At 62.5% G+C, this 15,320-nt stretch carries 16 protein-coding genes, 2 tRNA genes and 1 pseudogene; 12 read left to right on the top strand and 7 right to left on the bottom strand.

Annotated elements, in window-relative coordinates; translation table 11 throughout:
* Positions 1-87 precede the first annotated feature (87 nt).
* A tRNA-Leu gene (locus ACN9MO_RS05955) sits at positions 88-172 on the bottom strand.
* 387 nt (positions 173-559) lie between these two features.
* Positions 560-644 (bottom strand) — tRNA-Leu (locus tag ACN9MO_RS05950).
* Between the two features lie 193 nt (positions 645-837).
* Between ACN9MO_RS05950 and lipB the strand changes: the two genes are divergently transcribed.
* Entirely contained in the window at positions 838-1,557 is a 720-nt protein-coding gene (gene lipB / locus ACN9MO_RS05945; RefSeq protein WP_058328544.1) for a lipoyl(octanoyl) transferase LipB, read from the top strand.
* Positions 1,558-1,563: 6 nt separating this feature from the next.
* Here the strand turns inward: lipB and ACN9MO_RS05940 are convergent.
* Positions 1,564-2,456: pseudogene (locus ACN9MO_RS05940) on the bottom strand (DMT family transporter).
* 290 nt (positions 2,457-2,746) lie between these two features.
* Here ACN9MO_RS05940 and ACN9MO_RS05935 point away from each other — a divergent pair.
* The 9 genes from ACN9MO_RS05935 to ACN9MO_RS05895 all read left to right on the top strand — a co-directional run bounded on the left by ACN9MO_RS05935 (position 2,747) and on the right by ACN9MO_RS05895 (position 9,517).
* Positions 2,747-3,145, top strand: coding sequence for a helix-turn-helix domain-containing protein (locus ACN9MO_RS05935; RefSeq protein WP_057255598.1), 399 nt, complete (start codon positions 2,747-2,749; stop codon positions 3,143-3,145).
* A gap of 69 nt (positions 3,146-3,214) precedes the next feature.
* Positions 3,215-4,342 carry an S-(hydroxymethyl)glutathione dehydrogenase/class III alcohol dehydrogenase gene (locus ACN9MO_RS05930; protein ID WP_425986888.1) on the top strand — a complete coding sequence of 376 codons (1,128 nt, stop codon included), beginning with the start codon at positions 3,215-3,217 and terminating at the stop codon, positions 4,340-4,342.
* Positions 4,343-4,474: 132 nt separating this feature from the next.
* Entirely contained in the window at positions 4,475-4,915 is a 441-nt protein-coding gene (locus tag ACN9MO_RS05925) for a YaiI/YqxD family protein (RefSeq protein ID WP_057255596.1), read from the top strand.
* Between the two features lie 43 nt (positions 4,916-4,958).
* Positions 4,959-5,609: a DUF1345 domain-containing protein gene (locus tag ACN9MO_RS05920; RefSeq protein ID WP_425986886.1), complete on the top strand. Its 651-nt coding sequence runs from the start codon at positions 4,959-4,961 to the stop codon at positions 5,607-5,609.
* Positions 5,610-5,633: 24 nt separating this feature from the next.
* Positions 5,634-6,467 carry an S-formylglutathione hydrolase gene (fghA, locus tag ACN9MO_RS05915; RefSeq protein ID WP_057255594.1) on the top strand — a complete coding sequence of 278 codons (834 nt, stop codon included), beginning with the start codon at positions 5,634-5,636 and terminating at the stop codon, positions 6,465-6,467.
* A gap of 24 nt (positions 6,468-6,491) precedes the next feature.
* Positions 6,492-6,869 carry a fluoride efflux transporter CrcB gene (crcB, locus tag ACN9MO_RS05910; protein ID WP_057255593.1) on the top strand — a complete coding sequence of 126 codons (378 nt, stop codon included), beginning with the start codon at positions 6,492-6,494 and terminating at the stop codon, positions 6,867-6,869.
* A 212-nt stretch (positions 6,870-7,081) separates the two neighbouring features.
* Positions 7,082-8,074, top strand: coding sequence for an RluA family pseudouridine synthase (locus ACN9MO_RS05905; RefSeq protein WP_057255592.1), 993 nt, complete (start codon positions 7,082-7,084; stop codon positions 8,072-8,074).
* Complete coding sequence (locus ACN9MO_RS05900; RefSeq protein ID WP_110878297.1) at positions 8,074-8,739, top strand: HAD-IA family hydrolase; 666 nt, start codon at positions 8,074-8,076, stop codon at positions 8,737-8,739. Before ACN9MO_RS05905 ends, ACN9MO_RS05900 begins: the two co-directional genes overlap by 1 nt.
* Positions 8,732-9,517, top strand: coding sequence for an ATP12 family chaperone protein (locus tag ACN9MO_RS05895; RefSeq protein WP_112997214.1), 786 nt, complete (start codon positions 8,732-8,734; stop codon positions 9,515-9,517). Before ACN9MO_RS05900 ends, ACN9MO_RS05895 begins: the two co-directional genes overlap by 8 nt.
* Before the next feature lie 146 nt (positions 9,518-9,663).
* On the opposite strand, the gene sugE is transcribed toward ACN9MO_RS05895, so the two are convergent.
* The 3 genes from sugE to ACN9MO_RS05880 form a co-directional block, all read right to left on the bottom strand.
* On the bottom strand, positions 9,664-9,978 hold the full coding sequence (gene sugE / locus ACN9MO_RS05890; RefSeq protein WP_058324765.1) for a quaternary ammonium compound efflux SMR transporter SugE: 315 nt from the start codon (positions 9,976-9,978) through the stop codon (positions 9,664-9,666).
* A gap of 251 nt (positions 9,979-10,229) precedes the next feature.
* Complete coding sequence (locus ACN9MO_RS05885; RefSeq protein WP_058324766.1) at positions 10,230-11,543, bottom strand: replication-associated recombination protein A; 1,314 nt, start codon at positions 11,541-11,543, stop codon at positions 10,230-10,232.
* Positions 11,540-12,937 carry a DegQ family serine endoprotease gene (locus tag ACN9MO_RS05880; RefSeq protein ID WP_112997213.1) on the bottom strand — a complete coding sequence of 466 codons (1,398 nt, stop codon included), beginning with the start codon at positions 12,935-12,937 and terminating at the stop codon, positions 11,540-11,542. The genes ACN9MO_RS05885 and ACN9MO_RS05880 overlap by 4 nt, the downstream gene beginning before the upstream one ends.
* A gap of 199 nt (positions 12,938-13,136) precedes the next feature.
* Between ACN9MO_RS05880 and msrP the strand changes: the two genes are divergently transcribed.
* Together msrP and msrQ are read left to right on the top strand one after the other, a co-directional pair.
* Positions 13,137-14,078 carry a protein-methionine-sulfoxide reductase catalytic subunit MsrP gene (gene msrP / locus ACN9MO_RS05875; RefSeq protein ID WP_112997212.1) on the top strand — a complete coding sequence of 314 codons (942 nt, stop codon included), beginning with the start codon at positions 13,137-13,139 and terminating at the stop codon, positions 14,076-14,078.
* A gap of 2 nt (positions 14,079-14,080) precedes the next feature.
* A complete protein-coding gene (gene msrQ / locus ACN9MO_RS05870; protein ID WP_058324769.1) occupies positions 14,081-14,734 on the top strand; it encodes a protein-methionine-sulfoxide reductase heme-binding subunit MsrQ in 654 nt (217 codons plus the stop codon).
* Positions 14,735-14,875: 141 nt separating this feature from the next.
* Here the strand turns inward: msrQ and rplQ are convergent, their stop codons facing one another.
* Positions 14,876-15,301 carry a 50S ribosomal protein L17 gene (gene rplQ, locus ACN9MO_RS05865; RefSeq protein WP_057255585.1) on the bottom strand — a complete coding sequence of 142 codons (426 nt, stop codon included), beginning with the start codon at positions 15,299-15,301 and terminating at the stop codon, positions 14,876-14,878.
* Positions 15,302-15,320 lie beyond the last annotated feature (19 nt).

The raw sequence follows: 15,320 nt of genomic DNA, 5'->3' as shown, positions 1-15,320 counted from the left end.
GCAGCTTCGGCCCGAGGCTGAGCCGCGCGGTGGGCTCTAGACCTAAGCGTTGGAGATAAAAACGAAAAAACCGGCCGAAGCCGGTTTTGGTGCGGTCGAGAAGACTCGAACTTCCACGGGTTGCCCCACAGCGACCTCAACGCTGCGCGTCTACCAATTCCGCCACGACCGCATCGTGGTAGATGCCGACCTGCGCCGGCGGGGGTGCATGTAGCAAAAGCCCCCGCAGTGCACAAGAGATGGCTGTGCACAATTCGGGCGATCATGACAGAACTCAGCGGCCCGTCGCATTGCGAGCGAACCGGCCAGGTCGCCTTTCCGCGCATCAAGCGCGCGCACCTTGTCGGCCACCGCGCCGAGACCGATTGTTGGGCGCGGGATCCCGTTCGTCTTCGGCCATTCGCCAGCAAAGAGAGCGCGCTCCTTCCCACCGTGCCAAACGCCTACGCTTGATTGGAAACGTCCAGAAAAGGGATGTGTCAGCGACGCGATTCCGCGCAGCTCGCCGTGTTCGCTAGGCAGGATAAAAACAAAAAACCCGGCCAAAGCCGGGTTTTTTTGGTGCGGTCGAGAAGACTCGAACTTCCACGGGTTGCCCCACAGCGACCTCAACGCTGCGCGTCTACCAATTCCGCCACGACCGCATCGTGGTAGGTGTCGACCTGCGTCGACGGGGCTGCATGTAGCAAAAGCCCCTGGGGGGCACAAGGGGATGACGACAGAAATTTGACGGGAAATGAAACTATTTCAACAGCCCGCTGGGGAAGCGTTGGAAACGCTGGACTCTTGTCACGCGCCATCCCATTTACAAGCTCTGAAAACAGGAATGCAGACCGAATGCAGCGTGAGAATCTGAGCCAGACCATGTTCGCCCCCCCGGAATCACCCCCGGTTCGCTGGCGGGTTGCCTCTGATCTGGTGGATTATCCACAGGCAGTCGAACTGATGGAACAGGAAGCTGCCGCGATCGCCGCCGGCACCGCGGACGAACTCGTCTGGCTGGTCGAACATCCGCCGCTATACACAGCCGGTACCAGCGCCGATGTTGCTGATCTGGTGATGCCGGATCGCTTTCCGGTGTTCTCGACGGGTCGCGGCGGTGAATACACCTATCACGGGCCGGGCCAGCGCGTCGTTTACGTTATGCTCGACCTCAAGCGCCGAAAGCAGGACGTGCGCGCCTTCGTCGCTGCGCTGGAAAGCGTCGTGATCTCCACGCTCGATTCGATGAATGTGAGAGGTGAGCGCCGCGAAGATCGGGTCGGCGTCTGGGTTCGCCGCCCGGAAAAGCCCGCCCTGCCCGATGGTTCGGTGGCGGAAGACAAGATTGCCGCGATCGGCATTCGCCTGCGCAAATGGGTAAGCTTCCACGGCTTCGCACTGAACGTCGATCCGGATCTCGACCATTTCGGCGGCATCGTGCCCTGCGGTATTCGCGGCTACGGCGTAACAAGCCTCGTCGACCTCGGCCTGCCGGTGATGATGCCGGATGTCGATATCCGGCTGCGCGAGGCCTTCGAGACGGTGTTCGGCCCGACAAAGACCGACGGCGCCTGAACCCATTCAGCTTGCCGTTCGACGTCCCGCCTGCCGCTCGCGCCAGATAATAAAGAGGCCCGAGCCGACGATGATGGGATGCCAAGCCATTTGGAGAGCGACGGGAAGTCTCCGAAGATGAGATAGCCGAGCGCCGTCGCCGTGACGATCTCGAAATAGTGGAATGGCGCCAACAAGGAGACAGGTGCCGCCCGGAAGGCTTTGACGACCAGCAGATGGCCGTAACCGGAGAGCGCGCCGAGGATAACCACCAGCGTCCAGCCAAGCGCCGATTTGGGCAAGGACGGCACGAAGTCGGGGCTGCCCATGCCGTTGCCGACCAGGATCACCAGCGCCATCATCAATGTGCCGCCGATGCCAGCGATGGTCTGCATCGTCAGCGGCGAGTCACCCGTACCGACCGCGCGATTGAGAAGCAGATAGCAGGCAAACACGAAGGCGCAGGCCACCGGCAGCAAAGCCGTCACGCCGAAAGCCGCGAAACTCGGCTGGATGACGATCATCGCCCCACCGAAGCCGACGATGATGGCAAGCCAGCGTCGCCAGCCGACTCTTTCCTTCAGGAACACCGCCGAAAGGCAGGTCAGGATGAAGGGCTCGACGAAATAGATGGCAAAGGTATCGGCCAGCGGCATGTACTTCACGGAAATGAAGAAGAACAGGGCCGCGGTCGCCAGCAGCACGCCGCGCAGCAGATTGGCCCAGGGTCGCTTCGGCTTCAGCGCCCGCAGGCCGCCGGCGCCAAGCAGCATCGGCAGCGTCGCCACCAGCTGGAAGAAGAACCGGTAGAAGGTCACCTGGCCGGGCGACATGCCTTCGTAAACAGCCATATACTTCGCGATCACGTCCATGCCGGGCAGGATGACCATCGCAAAGAGCATGATGGCGACACCTTGCATCACGGTATCGGCAGGCTCGGCAGCCGCAGTTCGGGCGTCGGTCATGGGGCAAGCTCCGGTTGGCCGCCGCACATTAGAGCCTAGGCTACGGTTTTCAACGGCCGAGGATACTCCGGAGGCCGAACTATCCGCGCCTTAGCCGCAATTGACGGTGTTTTTGGCGCTTCGGGGTGGTCCCTCGCTGGCCGAATGCCTATAAGCTCAGGACCATCTTCCGCCCCGGAAGTCAAAAGCGGCTTCCTGCCGTCTCTCCGGGACCTTTGAACGTAACCGTGGCAAAGGAGATATCCATGCGCTTGTCCACCGAAACGATGATTGCCCGCCTGCGCGACACCAGCGACGGTGATACGCTGGGAGGACGCATCTGGAGGGCGCGCGACGCCGCCAACATCAGCACCAAGGACCTGGCAGACCAACTCGGAGTCCGCGCTGAAACGGTCGCCGCCTGGGAGCGCGACCGCGCCGAACCCCGGACGAACCGGCTCTTCATGCTTGCCGGCGTGCTGGGCGTTACCCCGGCCTGGCTGATCGCCGGCCTCGGCAAGGCGCCGGATTCGGACGCGGTCGATGACGAGCGCGACGGCCTTCGCGAGCAGCTTGCCCTGGTCAAGAAGCTGCACGAACAGACCGGCAAGGCCATCGCCGCACTTGAGATGGAACTCAATCGCGTTCAACAGAACATTCGTTAGCTTATTGTCGATTCCAACGGGCCGCCGCCCTGGCGGCCCGAAACCATTTTTGTCCTAGGGAGAAAATAGATGGATGTACGTGCCGCCATTGCCGTTCAGGCAGGCAAGCCGCTCGAGGTCATGACGGTTCAACTCGAAGGCCCAAAGGCCGGCGAAGTGCTGATCGAGGTCAAGGCCACCGGCATCTGCCACACGGACGACTTCACGCTGTCCGGCGCCGATCCGGAAGGCCTGTTCCCGGCCATCCTCGGCCATGAGGGTGCCGGCATCGTCGTCGACGTCGGCCCGGGGGTCACCTCGGTGAAGAAGGGCGATCACGTCATTCCGCTCTACACGCCCGAGTGCCGCTCCTGCCCGTCGTGCCTGTCGCGCAAGACCAACCTGTGCACCGCGATCCGCTCGACGCAAGGGCAAGGCCTGATGCCGGACGGCACCTCGCGCTTCTCGATCGGCAAGGACAAGATCCACCACTACATGGGCTGCTCGACCTTCGCCAACTACACGGTGCTGCCCGAGATCGCCGTTGCCAAGGTCAATCCGGACGCACCCTTCGACAAGATCTGCTACATCGGCTGTGGCGTCACCACCGGCATCGGTGCGGTCATCAACACAGCCAAGGTCGAGATGGGCGCGACCGCGATCGTCTTCGGTCTCGGCGGTATCGGCCTCAACGTCATCCAGGGCCTGCGTCTTGCCGGCGCCGACATGATCATCGGCGTCGACCTCAACAACGACAAGAAGGCCTGGGGCGAGCGCTTCGGCATGACCCACTTCGTCAATCCGAAGGAGGTCGGCGACGACATCGTGCCCTACCTCGTCAACATGACCAAGCGTGGGGCCGACCAGATCGGCGGCGCCGACTACACCTTCGACTGCACCGGCAACACCAAGGTGATGCGCCAGGCGCTCGAGGCCTCACATCGCGGCTGGGGCAAGTCGGTCGTCATCGGCGTCGCCGGCGCGGGCCAGGAGATTTCCACCCGGCCGTTCCAGCTCGTCACCGGCCGCAGTTGGATGGGCACCGCCTTCGGCGGCGCGCGCGGCCGCACCGACGTGCCGAAGATTGTCGACTGGTACATGGAGGGCAAGATCGAGATCGATCCGATGATCACCCACACCTTGGCCCTCGAAGACATCAACAAGGGCTTCGAGCTGATGCATTCCGGCGAAAGCATCCGTTCGGTCGTTCTTTACTAAGGTGCAAATGGCGCAATTCCGGGAAAATCGCTTCGCACTTTTCCTGGAATTGCTTCACAATCCGATTCAGAACGGCGTCGGAGTCGATTGATTTCCGGCGCCTTTTCAGTCCCGTTGAGAAACTGATACAAGATGATCTATGTCGATGCCGATGCCTGCCCGGTGAAGTCGGAAATCCTGAAGGTGGCCGAACGCCATGGAATAGAGGTGACTTTCGTCGCCAATTCCGGCCTGCGCCCCTCGCGCGATCCGATGGTGCACAACGTCATCGTCTCGGCGGGTTTCGATGCGGCCGACAACTGGATTGCGGAACGGGCGCATGAGGGCGATATCGTCGTCACCGCCGACGTACCGCTGGCCGTGCGTTGCGTTGCCGCCGGGGCGTTGGTTACCGGCCCTTCCGGACGCATCTTCGACAAGGGCAATATCGGCATGGCTTCGGCGATGCGCGATCTTGGGCAGCATTTGCGTGAAACCGGCGAGAGCAAGGGCTACAACGCCGCCTTCACGCCGCGCGATCGATCCGCCTTCCTCGAAACGCTTGACCGACTCGCACGGCAGGCGAAAAAGTGACGGTGCGGCAGCCGCTTCCGCTGCAGATCGCAGGGGTATCTGGATGACAGCGACGACGACGAGGCTCAGGCACTGGCCCTTCTACACTGCCATTCTATGCGCGCTAGCAAGCGTGCCCGTCCTCTGGTTCGTTGCGCGACGCTTCGCACTTGAAGGCGCTGCGATTACCTTCTTCTGCGTCTATCTCGTCATGTGCTGGCGGCGATTGCGGATGATGACCGGGCGGCACCTGAAGACCCATGCCAGAAACACCGACGAGCCCGAGTTCGTTATCCTCCTCGTGACATTCGGTGCGGCTGCGAGCTCGCTCATCTCGCTGTTCTTTGCGCTCAACGGCGAGAAGGCGGGATCAGCGCTGGCTCTCGGCCTCGCCTTTGCCTCGGTCGTGCTCGGCTGGGCGACGATCCATATGATGGCCGCGATGCATTATGCGCACATATACTGGGTGCCTTCCGCGGATGCGCAAACGCCGGAGCCGGCACGCGGCCTCGACTTTCCCGAGACACCCGAGCCCGGCGGTTTTGATTTCCTCTACTTTTCCTTCGTCATCGGCATGACCGCGCAGACCTCGGATGTCGCCATCACCACAAAAGCCATGCGGCGCATCAATCTGATGCACGCCATCGTTTCTTTCTTCTTCAACACCGTGCTCGTCGCCGCCGCCGTCAACGCGGCCGTGCAGCTTGCCGGTTGAGAAGCATTATCCAAGGAGCAGTCCATGAAAGTCCTTTCGCAGAACACCGCTTTCGGCGGCATGCAGGGCGTCTTTTCGCACGAGTCCGAGGCTTGCAAGGGCGAGATGACCTTTGCCGTCTTCGTGCCGCCGCAGGCGATCAAGGAACCGAAACCAGTGCTCTGGTACTTGTCCGGCCTCACCTGCACGCACGCGAACGTCATGGAGAAAGGCGAATACCGGCGCATGGCCGCCGAGCTCGGGCTTATCATCGTTTGCCCCGACACGAGCCCGCGCGGCGCCGACGTGCCGGACGAACTGACAAACTGGCAGATGGGCAAAGGCGCGGGTTTCTATGTCGACGCCACCGAGAAGCCCTGGGCCGAGCACTACCAGATGTACAGCTACATCACCGAAGAACTGCCCGCTTTCGTCAGCCAGCACTTCCGCATGGACATGAGCCGCCAGGGCATTTTCGGCCATTCCATGGGCGGCCACGGCGCCATGACCATTGCGCTCAAACACCCGGATCGCTTCAAGAGCTGCTCGGCTTTCGCGCCGATCGTCGAGCCCTCGACCGCCGACTGGTCGGTCGGCGCCTTCGAAAAGTATCTCGGCACAGACCGCGCCGCCTGGCGCCAATATGATGCCTGCGCCCTCGTCAAGGACGGTGCGCGCTTCCCGGAATTTCTGATCGACCAGGGCAAGGCGGACAGCTTTCTCGAAAACGGCCTGCGCCCGTGGCTGTTCGAGGATGCGGTCAAGGGAACCGGCATCGATCTGACGCTCCGCATGCATGAGCGCTACGACCACTCCTACTACTTCATCTCCACCTTCATGGACGATCACCTGAAGTGGCATGCCGAACGGCTGGCCTAGGCCGATTTTGTCCCGGAGCGACTGATGACCCACCTCCTTCTCGTTGGAGCCGGCGGCGCGATCGGCTCGATCTTGCGCTACCTTGTCGGCCTCTGGACCGTCCATCGCTTCGGGGCGGGCTTCCCGTGGGGCACACTCGGCGTCAATATCACCGGCTCGTTCCTGATCGGCGTGCTGGCAGAGGTGATCATGCGCAAGTTCGGCGCATCGCCGGAAATGCGCGTGTTCCTCATTACCGGGGTTCTCGGCGGCTACACCACCTTTTCCGCCTTTTCGCTGGATGCGATCACGCTCTTCGAGCGTGGTGATGTCATGCTTTCCGTCATCTATGTCGTTGCCAGCGTCGCGCTTTCGCTCCTTGCGGTCTTCAGCGGGCTGGCTCTGATGCGCGCAATAGTCTAAAGGCTGCTTCTACGAGCGCTGCGTAGCCTGAGGGAAACGCGGTGCGTTGCTGCATTGCTCTTCAACCGTCATCGCTTCAGGGGCATTGTCATGCAGCCGTTAAAGGATTGCGGCAGCCCTTGCGCACCTGAAGCGTTTTCTTGCGTCCATCCCAACGTAAGAGCTTCAGATTGACGCGCGACGCTGCAGGAACAGAAAGCAGGTTCGCTCAAATGGCAGGCATAGAACACAGGCAAGTGGACGGTGACGAGGCAGGCATGCGCCTTGACCGCTGGTTCAAAGTGCATTTTCCGGGGCTGGGTTTCGGTCCGCTGCAGAAGCTTTTGCGTTCGGGCCAGATCCGTGTCGACGGCGGCCGCGTCAAGTCCGACACGCGCCTACAACCGGGCCAGACGGTGCGCATCCCTCCCCTTGGCGTCGATGCGAAGGAGACGAAGACAGGCCCGATCGCCGGCCGCGACCTTCGCCACTCGCCCGACGGAGAATTGCTGTCGCGGATGGTGCTGCATGAGGACGCGAAGGTGATCGTGCTGAACAAGCCGGCCGGGCTTGCCGTGCAAGGCGGCTCCGGCGTCAACCGTCACATCGACAAGATGCTCGAGGCCTGGACCAATCAGCGTGGCGAAAAGCCCCGTCTGGTGCACCGCCTCGACCGTGACACCTCAGGTGTTCTGGTCATTGCCCGTACGCGTGGCGCCGCCCAGAAGCTGACGGCCGCCTTCCGAGAGCGCGACACCAAGAAGACCTATTGGGCGCTGGTGAAAGGCGTGCCGCGCAAGCGCGAAGACCGGATCTCGACCTGGCTGGTCAAAGAACAGACGCCGGACGGCGACCGCATGCGCATCGCCAAGCATGGCGAGGACGGTGCCGACCACGCGATTTCCTACTACCGAATTCGTGAGCAAGCGGCACAGAACCTCGCCTGGCTCGAGATGGAGCCCTATACCGGCCGTACCCATCAGTTGCGCGTGCATGCCTTGCATATCGGTCACCCGATCCTCGGCGACCCGAAGTATTTCGACGCCGATATCAACTGGAGCCTGCCCGGCGGCATGCAGAACCGTCTGCATCTGCACGCGCGCCATATCGATATCCCGCATCCGGACGGCGGTCGCCTGCGCGTGACCGCGCCGCTGCCGCCGCACATGGTCCAAAGCTGGAACCTACTGGGCTTTGAAGAGAACGAGCCGGGCGAGGACGACTGATGAAACTGGCGCTTTTCGATTGCGACGGGACGCTGGTCGATAGCGGCGGGCTGATCCATGAGGTGATGGCGCGCACCTTCGAGGCGTTCGATCGCGAGCGCCCGCCGCTTTCAGCGACCAAGGGCATCATCGGCCTGACACTCGACATCGCCATTGCCCGCCTGCTTGGCCGCGAGCACGTCGACGACCTGGCGCTGGGGATGACTGCGCACTACAAGTCGATCTTCGCGGGCGTGCGCAGCGAAGCCGGCTTCCAGGAGCTTTTGTTTCCGGGCATCGCCGACATGATGCAGACGCTCTCGTCGCGGGACGCGCTGCTGATCGGCGCCGTCACCGGCAAGTCTCGGCGCGGCCTCACCCACATCTCCGAAACCCACGGTTTCGACAGGATTTTCTTCGTTTCGCGCACCGCCGACGACTGCCCCTCCAAGCCACACCCGGCAATGGTGACGGAATGCTGCTCGGAAGCCGGCATCGACGCGAAGGATACTGTCGTCATCGGCGACGCGATCTACGACATGCAAATGGCCAAGGCCGCGGGAGCCGCCGCCATCGGCGTTGCCTGGGGCTATGCGTCCGTTCCCGATCTCATCGAGGCGGGTGCGGATTTCGTTGCCCAGACGCCGGCAGACATCATTGAATGGATGGAACACAATCATGCCTGATATTCGCGACGAACTCAGCGGTGCGATGAGCCACGAAGATCCGGTCCGCCGCGCACAAATTCAGATGCTGAAGCCGCTGCCGAAGCGCTTCTACAAGGCGGTCAGCGTCGCTGCGGCGGAAGGCGACACCCACGCCGTGCTGCTCGACGGCCGCACGGTGCGCACACCAGCAAAGCAACCGCTTGCCGTGCCGACGCGCAAGCTTGCCGATATGCTAGCCGCCGAGTGGGAGGCACAGGCCGAGGTCATCGATCCCGCCCGAATGCCGGTCACCCGCATCGTCAACACGGCGCTCGATGGTGTTGCGAAAGACCAGCGCTCGGTGTTCGACGACATCCTGCGCTTCGCCGGAACCGACATGATCTGCTATCGCGCCGACAGCCCGGAAGGCCTGGTCGCACGCCAGAACGAGATCTGGAACCCGGTGCTCGACTGGGCGCGGCAAACGCTCGGCGCCCGCTTCATCCTCGCCGAAGGCGTGATCCATCAGGAGCAGCCGGAGGAAGCCCTTTCGGCCTATGCCGAGGGTCTGCGCGCTTTCGCCACTCCGCTCGGGCTCACCTGCGTTCATACGGTGACGAGCCTGACGGGTTCGGCCCTGCTGGCGCTCGCCTTCGCCTCCGGCAGGCTCACGGCCGAAGAGGCCTGGACGGCCGCACATGTCGACGAAGACTGGCAGATCGAGCATTGGGGAACCGACGCGGAAGCCTTCCGCCGCCGTGAAAACCGCTGGCAGGAAATGCTGGCGGCTGCTGCGGTTCTCGACGCCTTGCGGTAATCGGAGACAGCGAAACATCTCTGAATACGATTGCGGGCTGCGCGTCCTTCATAACGCGCAGCCCGCTTCGTTTTTTCGACGGTGGCAGCAGCTTCAAAGCAAGGTCGCTGGTGTACTTTACGCTACGTCAGCGCGATCACGTCCCGTTAGGCAGCTAACTTCAGCCCGGCGATGCCGCTGACGATCAAGGCGATGCAGCCGAGGCGAACCAAGGTCGCCGGCTCTGCGAACAGGAAGATCCCGAGGATCACCGTGCCAACGGTACCGATGCCCGTCCAGACCGCATAGGCCGTGCCGAGCGGCAGGGTGCGCACGGCAAGGCCGAGCAGCGCGATGCTGAGGATCATCGACCCGACGGTCAGGATCGTCGGCGTAACGCGTGTGAAGCCATCCGTGTATTTGAGACCGATTGCCCAGCCGATTTCGAGGATACCGGCAAGCAGAAGAAGGAACCAGGCCATGTCAAACTCCTAATACTGGAGCGAGGCCGTCCCCGCGGATGTTCGGTTTCGAATTCGCGAACCGTGCAGCCGTCTGCAATGCCGGTTCTATCTCACACTCCGGTTCCGACGGCAAGGCAGCCACGGGCAAATCAGCCTTGCACCGGTGGTAAGGCTAAGCCACGTGCCGCATTCCTTGAAGCCTTGAAAACGACGGGGTTTTCGTCCGGGCCAAGCACAAGGAAAGGCCGTCTTACAGTTTCCTGGACATTCTAGGGAGCATTGCGCTCCCGGCGGAGTTTCGCCCACCATTCCAGGCGCTTGCGGATTTCTCGCTCGAAACCACGCTCCGGCGGATCATAGTAAGTCTGGCGCCCCATCTTTTCCGGAAAATAGTCCTGGCCGGAAAAGGCATCCGGTTCGTCGTGATCGTAGCGATAGCCGTCACCATAGCCTTCGCCCTTCATCAGCTTGGTCGGGGCGTTGAGAATGTGCTTCGGCGGCAGCAGCGAGCCGTTCTCCTTGGCAGCGCGCATCGCCGCCTTGTAGGCGGTGTAGACGCCGTTCGACTTCGGCGCGGTCGCCAGATAGACACAGGCTTCGGCGAGCGCCAGTTCCCCCTCCGGCGAGCCCAGGTAATCATAGGCGTCCTTGGCGGCGTTGCAGATCACCAGGGCTTGAGGGTCGGCAAGGCCGATATCTTCAACCGCCATGCGTACCAGGCGTCGCCCGAGATAAAGAGGATCCTCGCCGGCATCGAACATGCGGCAGAGATAATAGAGCGCGGCATCCGGATCGGAACCACGTACCGACTTGTGCAGCGCCGAGATCAGATTGTAGTGGCCGTCCTGGCCCTTGTCGTAGACCGGCGCCCGGCGCTGGACGATGTTCTGAAGTGCTGCCGCGTCGAAGATTTCGTCGCGCCGCGCGGCGCGCCAGACTTCTTCCGCCAGCGTCAGCGCCGCCCGGCCATCGCCATCGGCCATGCGGATCAGGCTCGCGCGTGCGTCCGCATCAAGCGGCAACGCCTTGCCTTCTGCCTGCTCGGCACGGGACAGAAGCTCCTGGATGCTGTCCTCACCGTGTGGCTTGAACGTCAGCACGCGAGCGCGGGACAACAGAGCGGCGTTGAGCTCGAAGGACGGATTTTCGGTCGTGGCGCCGACGAGGATGACGGTGCCATCCTCCATCACGGGCAGGAAACTATCCTGCTGGGCACGATTGAAACGGTGGATCTCGTCGACGAACAGCAGGGTCTGCCGGCCGGACATGCGCCGTGCACGCGCCGATTCGAACACCTTCTTGAGATCGGCAACACCGGAGAAGATGGCGGAGATCTGCTCGAAGGCGAGTCCCGCCTCCCCCGAAAGCAGACGCGCGACGGTCGTCTTGCCGGTGCCTGGCGGTCCCCAGAAGATCATCGATCCGAGAGAACCCGACGCGATCATACGCGACAGCACCCCATCATCCCCGGTCAGGTGCTCCTGGCCCGTGACTTCGGCGAGCGTACGCGGGCGAAGCCGGTCGGCAAGCGGTCTTGCGGACGCCATCTCAGGAGGCTCGTGTGCTGTAAACAGATCGCTCATCGGAAGAACTGACGGATAAGTTGGCCGTCCCGCTCGATTTCGACGCGCCAGAAGGAGGCGTCGTCGGCCATCACATGCTCCAGCGTCTTGGACGTGTCGATCGCCGTGCCGTTGACAGAGCGCACGATGTCCTTCGGCTCAAGGCCGATGCGTGCTGCCGGCGAACCGCGGTTGATCTGCATGACGACGACGCCCTGGAGCGAAGTCGACATGCGCAGTTCGTCGGCCAGACGCGGCGACAGATTGGCGACGACCGCACCGGCAAAGGGATTGCGCCCTTCAATCAGCCGTTCGTCACGCGGCGAGGTCTCCGGTGCCCGATCGAGCTTGAGCGTCACCTCACGCGGTTTGCCGTTTTCCGACACGGTAACGCGCGCCTCGTGGCCGATGCCGACCGTCGTCAAGCGGTAGCCGAGCGCATCCGGATGTTCGACTTCAATGCCGTTGACGGCGGTGATCACCTGCCCCGGCTTGATGCCTGCCAGTTCGGCCGGGCCACCCGCCACGACAGCCGTCACCAGCGCACCGCGGGCGCGGTTGAGGCCAAGGGCTTCGGCCACTTCCGACGTCACCGGTTCGAAGCTTGCGCCGATGAAGGGACGGACGAAGGCGCCATTGCCGCCGTCAGCGGACGCGACGAAGACCTTTACCAGATTGGCGGGGATGGCAAAGCCGACGCCGTTCGAGCCGCCCCCCTTGGAGAAGATCGCGGTGTTGATGCCGATCAGCTGCCCGTTCATGTCGATGAGGCCGCCGCCGGAATTGCCCGGATTGATCGCCGCATCCGTCTGGATGAAGAAGCCGAAATCCCCTGAGGAAACCTGGTTGCGCGCGAGAGCCGAGACGATGCCGCTCGTGACCGTCTGGCCGACGCCGAAGGGATTGCCGATCGCCAGCACGAGGTCGCCGACTTCAACCGCATCCGAGTCGCCGAGTGGGACGATCTCGAACGGGCCTTCCGACTGGATCTTCAGCACCGCCAGGTCGAGTCGGTCATCCTTGAGCACGATCTTGCAGGGAAACTCGCGCCCGTCCGCCAGCGCGACCTTGATGTCGTCGGCGCCCTCGATGACGTGATTGTTGGTCACGACGATGCCGTTCTTACCGACGATCACGCCGGAGCCGAGCGAGGATTGCTTTTCCGAGCGGTTCGGCATGCGCTGGCCAAAGAACTCCTCGAAGAAGGGATCGCCGGAAAAGATCGAGCGGCGCTCGACCACGCGTTCGGCGTAGACGTTGACGACCGCATTTGCCGTCTGCTTGACGAGCGGCGCGAAGGAAAGCTGCATTTCGGTGCGCGACTGCGGAACCGTCTTGGCCTCCTCAGCCCATGCCGGACAGGCAAGAGACACAGCAATGACGAGCGCAACAAGCGCTCTTTGACCAACGATCATGTGAAGCATTCTCCTATTCGTCACGGCTACGTTCAGATAGGATTTCGCGCGAAAAAAGGCAAATGTTGGCGCAGGATACGCAAAGTTGCCGGCTTCACGCGCTACGCACGAAAACGTGGTTCCGCACCCCTTTCACGGTGATCGAAAGTCTGCTGAGTTCGTACAAGACAAGGCTCATAAACCACTCTCGGATAAGACCATGCCATCCTACCGTCCACCACGAATCGTTTCCTCCGAAATCACGCCGGAGAACATCTTCATCAATCGCCGCGCATTCCTGGGCGCCGCGGTCGGCGGCGTCCTTCTTGCCGGAAGTGGCACAGGTATGGCGGCGGCGCTTAGCGCACCAAAAGGCAAGTACACCGTCGAAGAAGACCTGACCCCCGAAGCCGACGTCACGGGCTACAACAACTTCTATGAGTTCGGGACCGGCAAAGGTGACCCGGCCGCCAATTCGAGCAGCTTCAAGCCGACCCCCTGGACAGTGAAGGTCGATGGCCTCGTCGGCAAGCCGAAGGAGTTTGGGCTGGAGGAACTGCTGAAGTTCCCCATCGAGGAACGCGTCTATCGCATGCGCTGCGTCGAGGCGTGGTCGATGGTGATCCCCTGGACCGGCTTCCAGCTTTCGACCCTGCTCGACAAGGTGGAGCCGCTGGGCAGCGCCAAATATGTCTCGTTCGAAACGGTCGTTCGCCCGGCGGAGATGTCGGGCCAATCCGGCTTCTTTCAGCCGTTGCCCTGGCCCTATCGCGAAGGACTGAGGCTCGATGAAGCCCGTCACCCGCTCACACTGCTGTCCATCGGCGTCTACGGCAAGACGCTTCCCAACCAGAATGGCGCACCGATTCGGCTCGTCACCCCCTGGAAGTACGGCTTCAAGGGGATCAAGTCGATCGTGCGGATCTCGCTCACCGAGGCGCAGCCGCCCTCCACCTGGAACCTCTCGGCCCCCAACGAGTACGGCTTCTATGCCAACGTCAACCCGGCCGTCGATCACCCGCGCTGGAGCCAGGCGACGGAGAACCGCATCGGGGGCGGAGGCTTCTTCGGCTCCAACCGTCGCGACACTCTGCCCTTCAACGGCTATGCCGACGAGGTTGCCAGCCTCTATGCCAGCATGGATCTGAGAGCGAACTACTGACGATGGCCGGCCTGCCCACACTCCCGAAACGCTTTCATTCGGCCTCGGTCTGGGCGCTCTATGGTTTTGGCCTGGTGCCGGCGGCGTTTGCCTTCTATCTCGGCGCTACCGGGCAACTGCCCGGCAATCCGGTCAAGGGATTCGAGCATCTGCTCGGGATCTGGGCGCTGCGCTTTCTCGTGGCCACGTTGGCAATCACCCCGATTCGCGATCTCTTCGGCATCAACTGGCTACGCTACCGCCGGGCGCTCGGGCTGCTGGCATTCTACTACGTGCTGATGCACTTCCTGGCCTACATGCTGCTCGATCAGGTGCTGAACGTCCCGGCGATCCTCGCCGACATCGCGCGCCGTCCGTTCATCACGATCGGCATGGCCGCCCTCGTCATGCTGATCCCGCTGGCGTTGACGTCCAACACCTGGTCGATCCGCAGACTTGGCACCCGCTGGAACACGTTACACAGGCTCGCCTACGTGATTGCTGCCGCCGGCGCCCTGCATTTTGCCATGTCGGTGAAGGTCGTTGGCCCCGAGCAGATGCTCTATCTCGGCTTGGTCGCCGCGTTGCTTCTCTGGCGGTTGGCGCGCAAACCCTATCTCCGCCGCAAACGTCAGACGGCGAGCGCGCCGGCCAGGGCGATCCCAGGAAAAGTGTAATTTTCCCATTCGCTCGGAGCAGCCGGATACTCGGTCGCTCAAGCGCTCGACCAAGCATTGAAATGGTGCAAACCACCGCCCATAGAAAAATGGCCGGGTGATGAACACCCGGCCATTTCGATTTCACTGCCTTCGATCGGCTTAGGCTGCTTCAGCAGCTTCAGCTTCAGCGGCAACGCGGGCGAGATCCTTCGCACCCTTTGCCGAGACGTCGCGGTCAACGAATTCGATGACGGCGAGCGCGGCGTTGTCGCCGTGACGGAAGCCGGCCTTCATGATGCGCAGGTAGCCGCCGTTGCGGGTGGCGTAGCGCGATGCAATCGTGTCGAACAGCTTCGAAACGACAGCGGCGTCGCGGATCTGCGAGATCGCCTGGCGGCGAGCGTGCAGGTCACCGCGCTTGCCGAGCGTGACGAGCTTCTCGACGATCGGGCGGATTTCCTTGGCCTTCGGCAGGGTCGTAACGATCTGCTCGTGTTCGATCAGCGAAGCTGCCATGTTGGCAAACATCGCCTTGCGGTGGCTGGCGGTTCTATTCAGCTTGCGGCCGGCTTTACCGTGGCGCATGGCTATTCTCCTTCACTTG

The sequence above is a fragment of the Ensifer sp. R-19 genome, assembly GCF_049905105.1.
Lineage (GTDB): Bacteria > Pseudomonadota > Alphaproteobacteria > Rhizobiales > Rhizobiaceae > Ensifer.
This window is presented reverse-complemented; position numbering and strand designations above follow the sequence as displayed.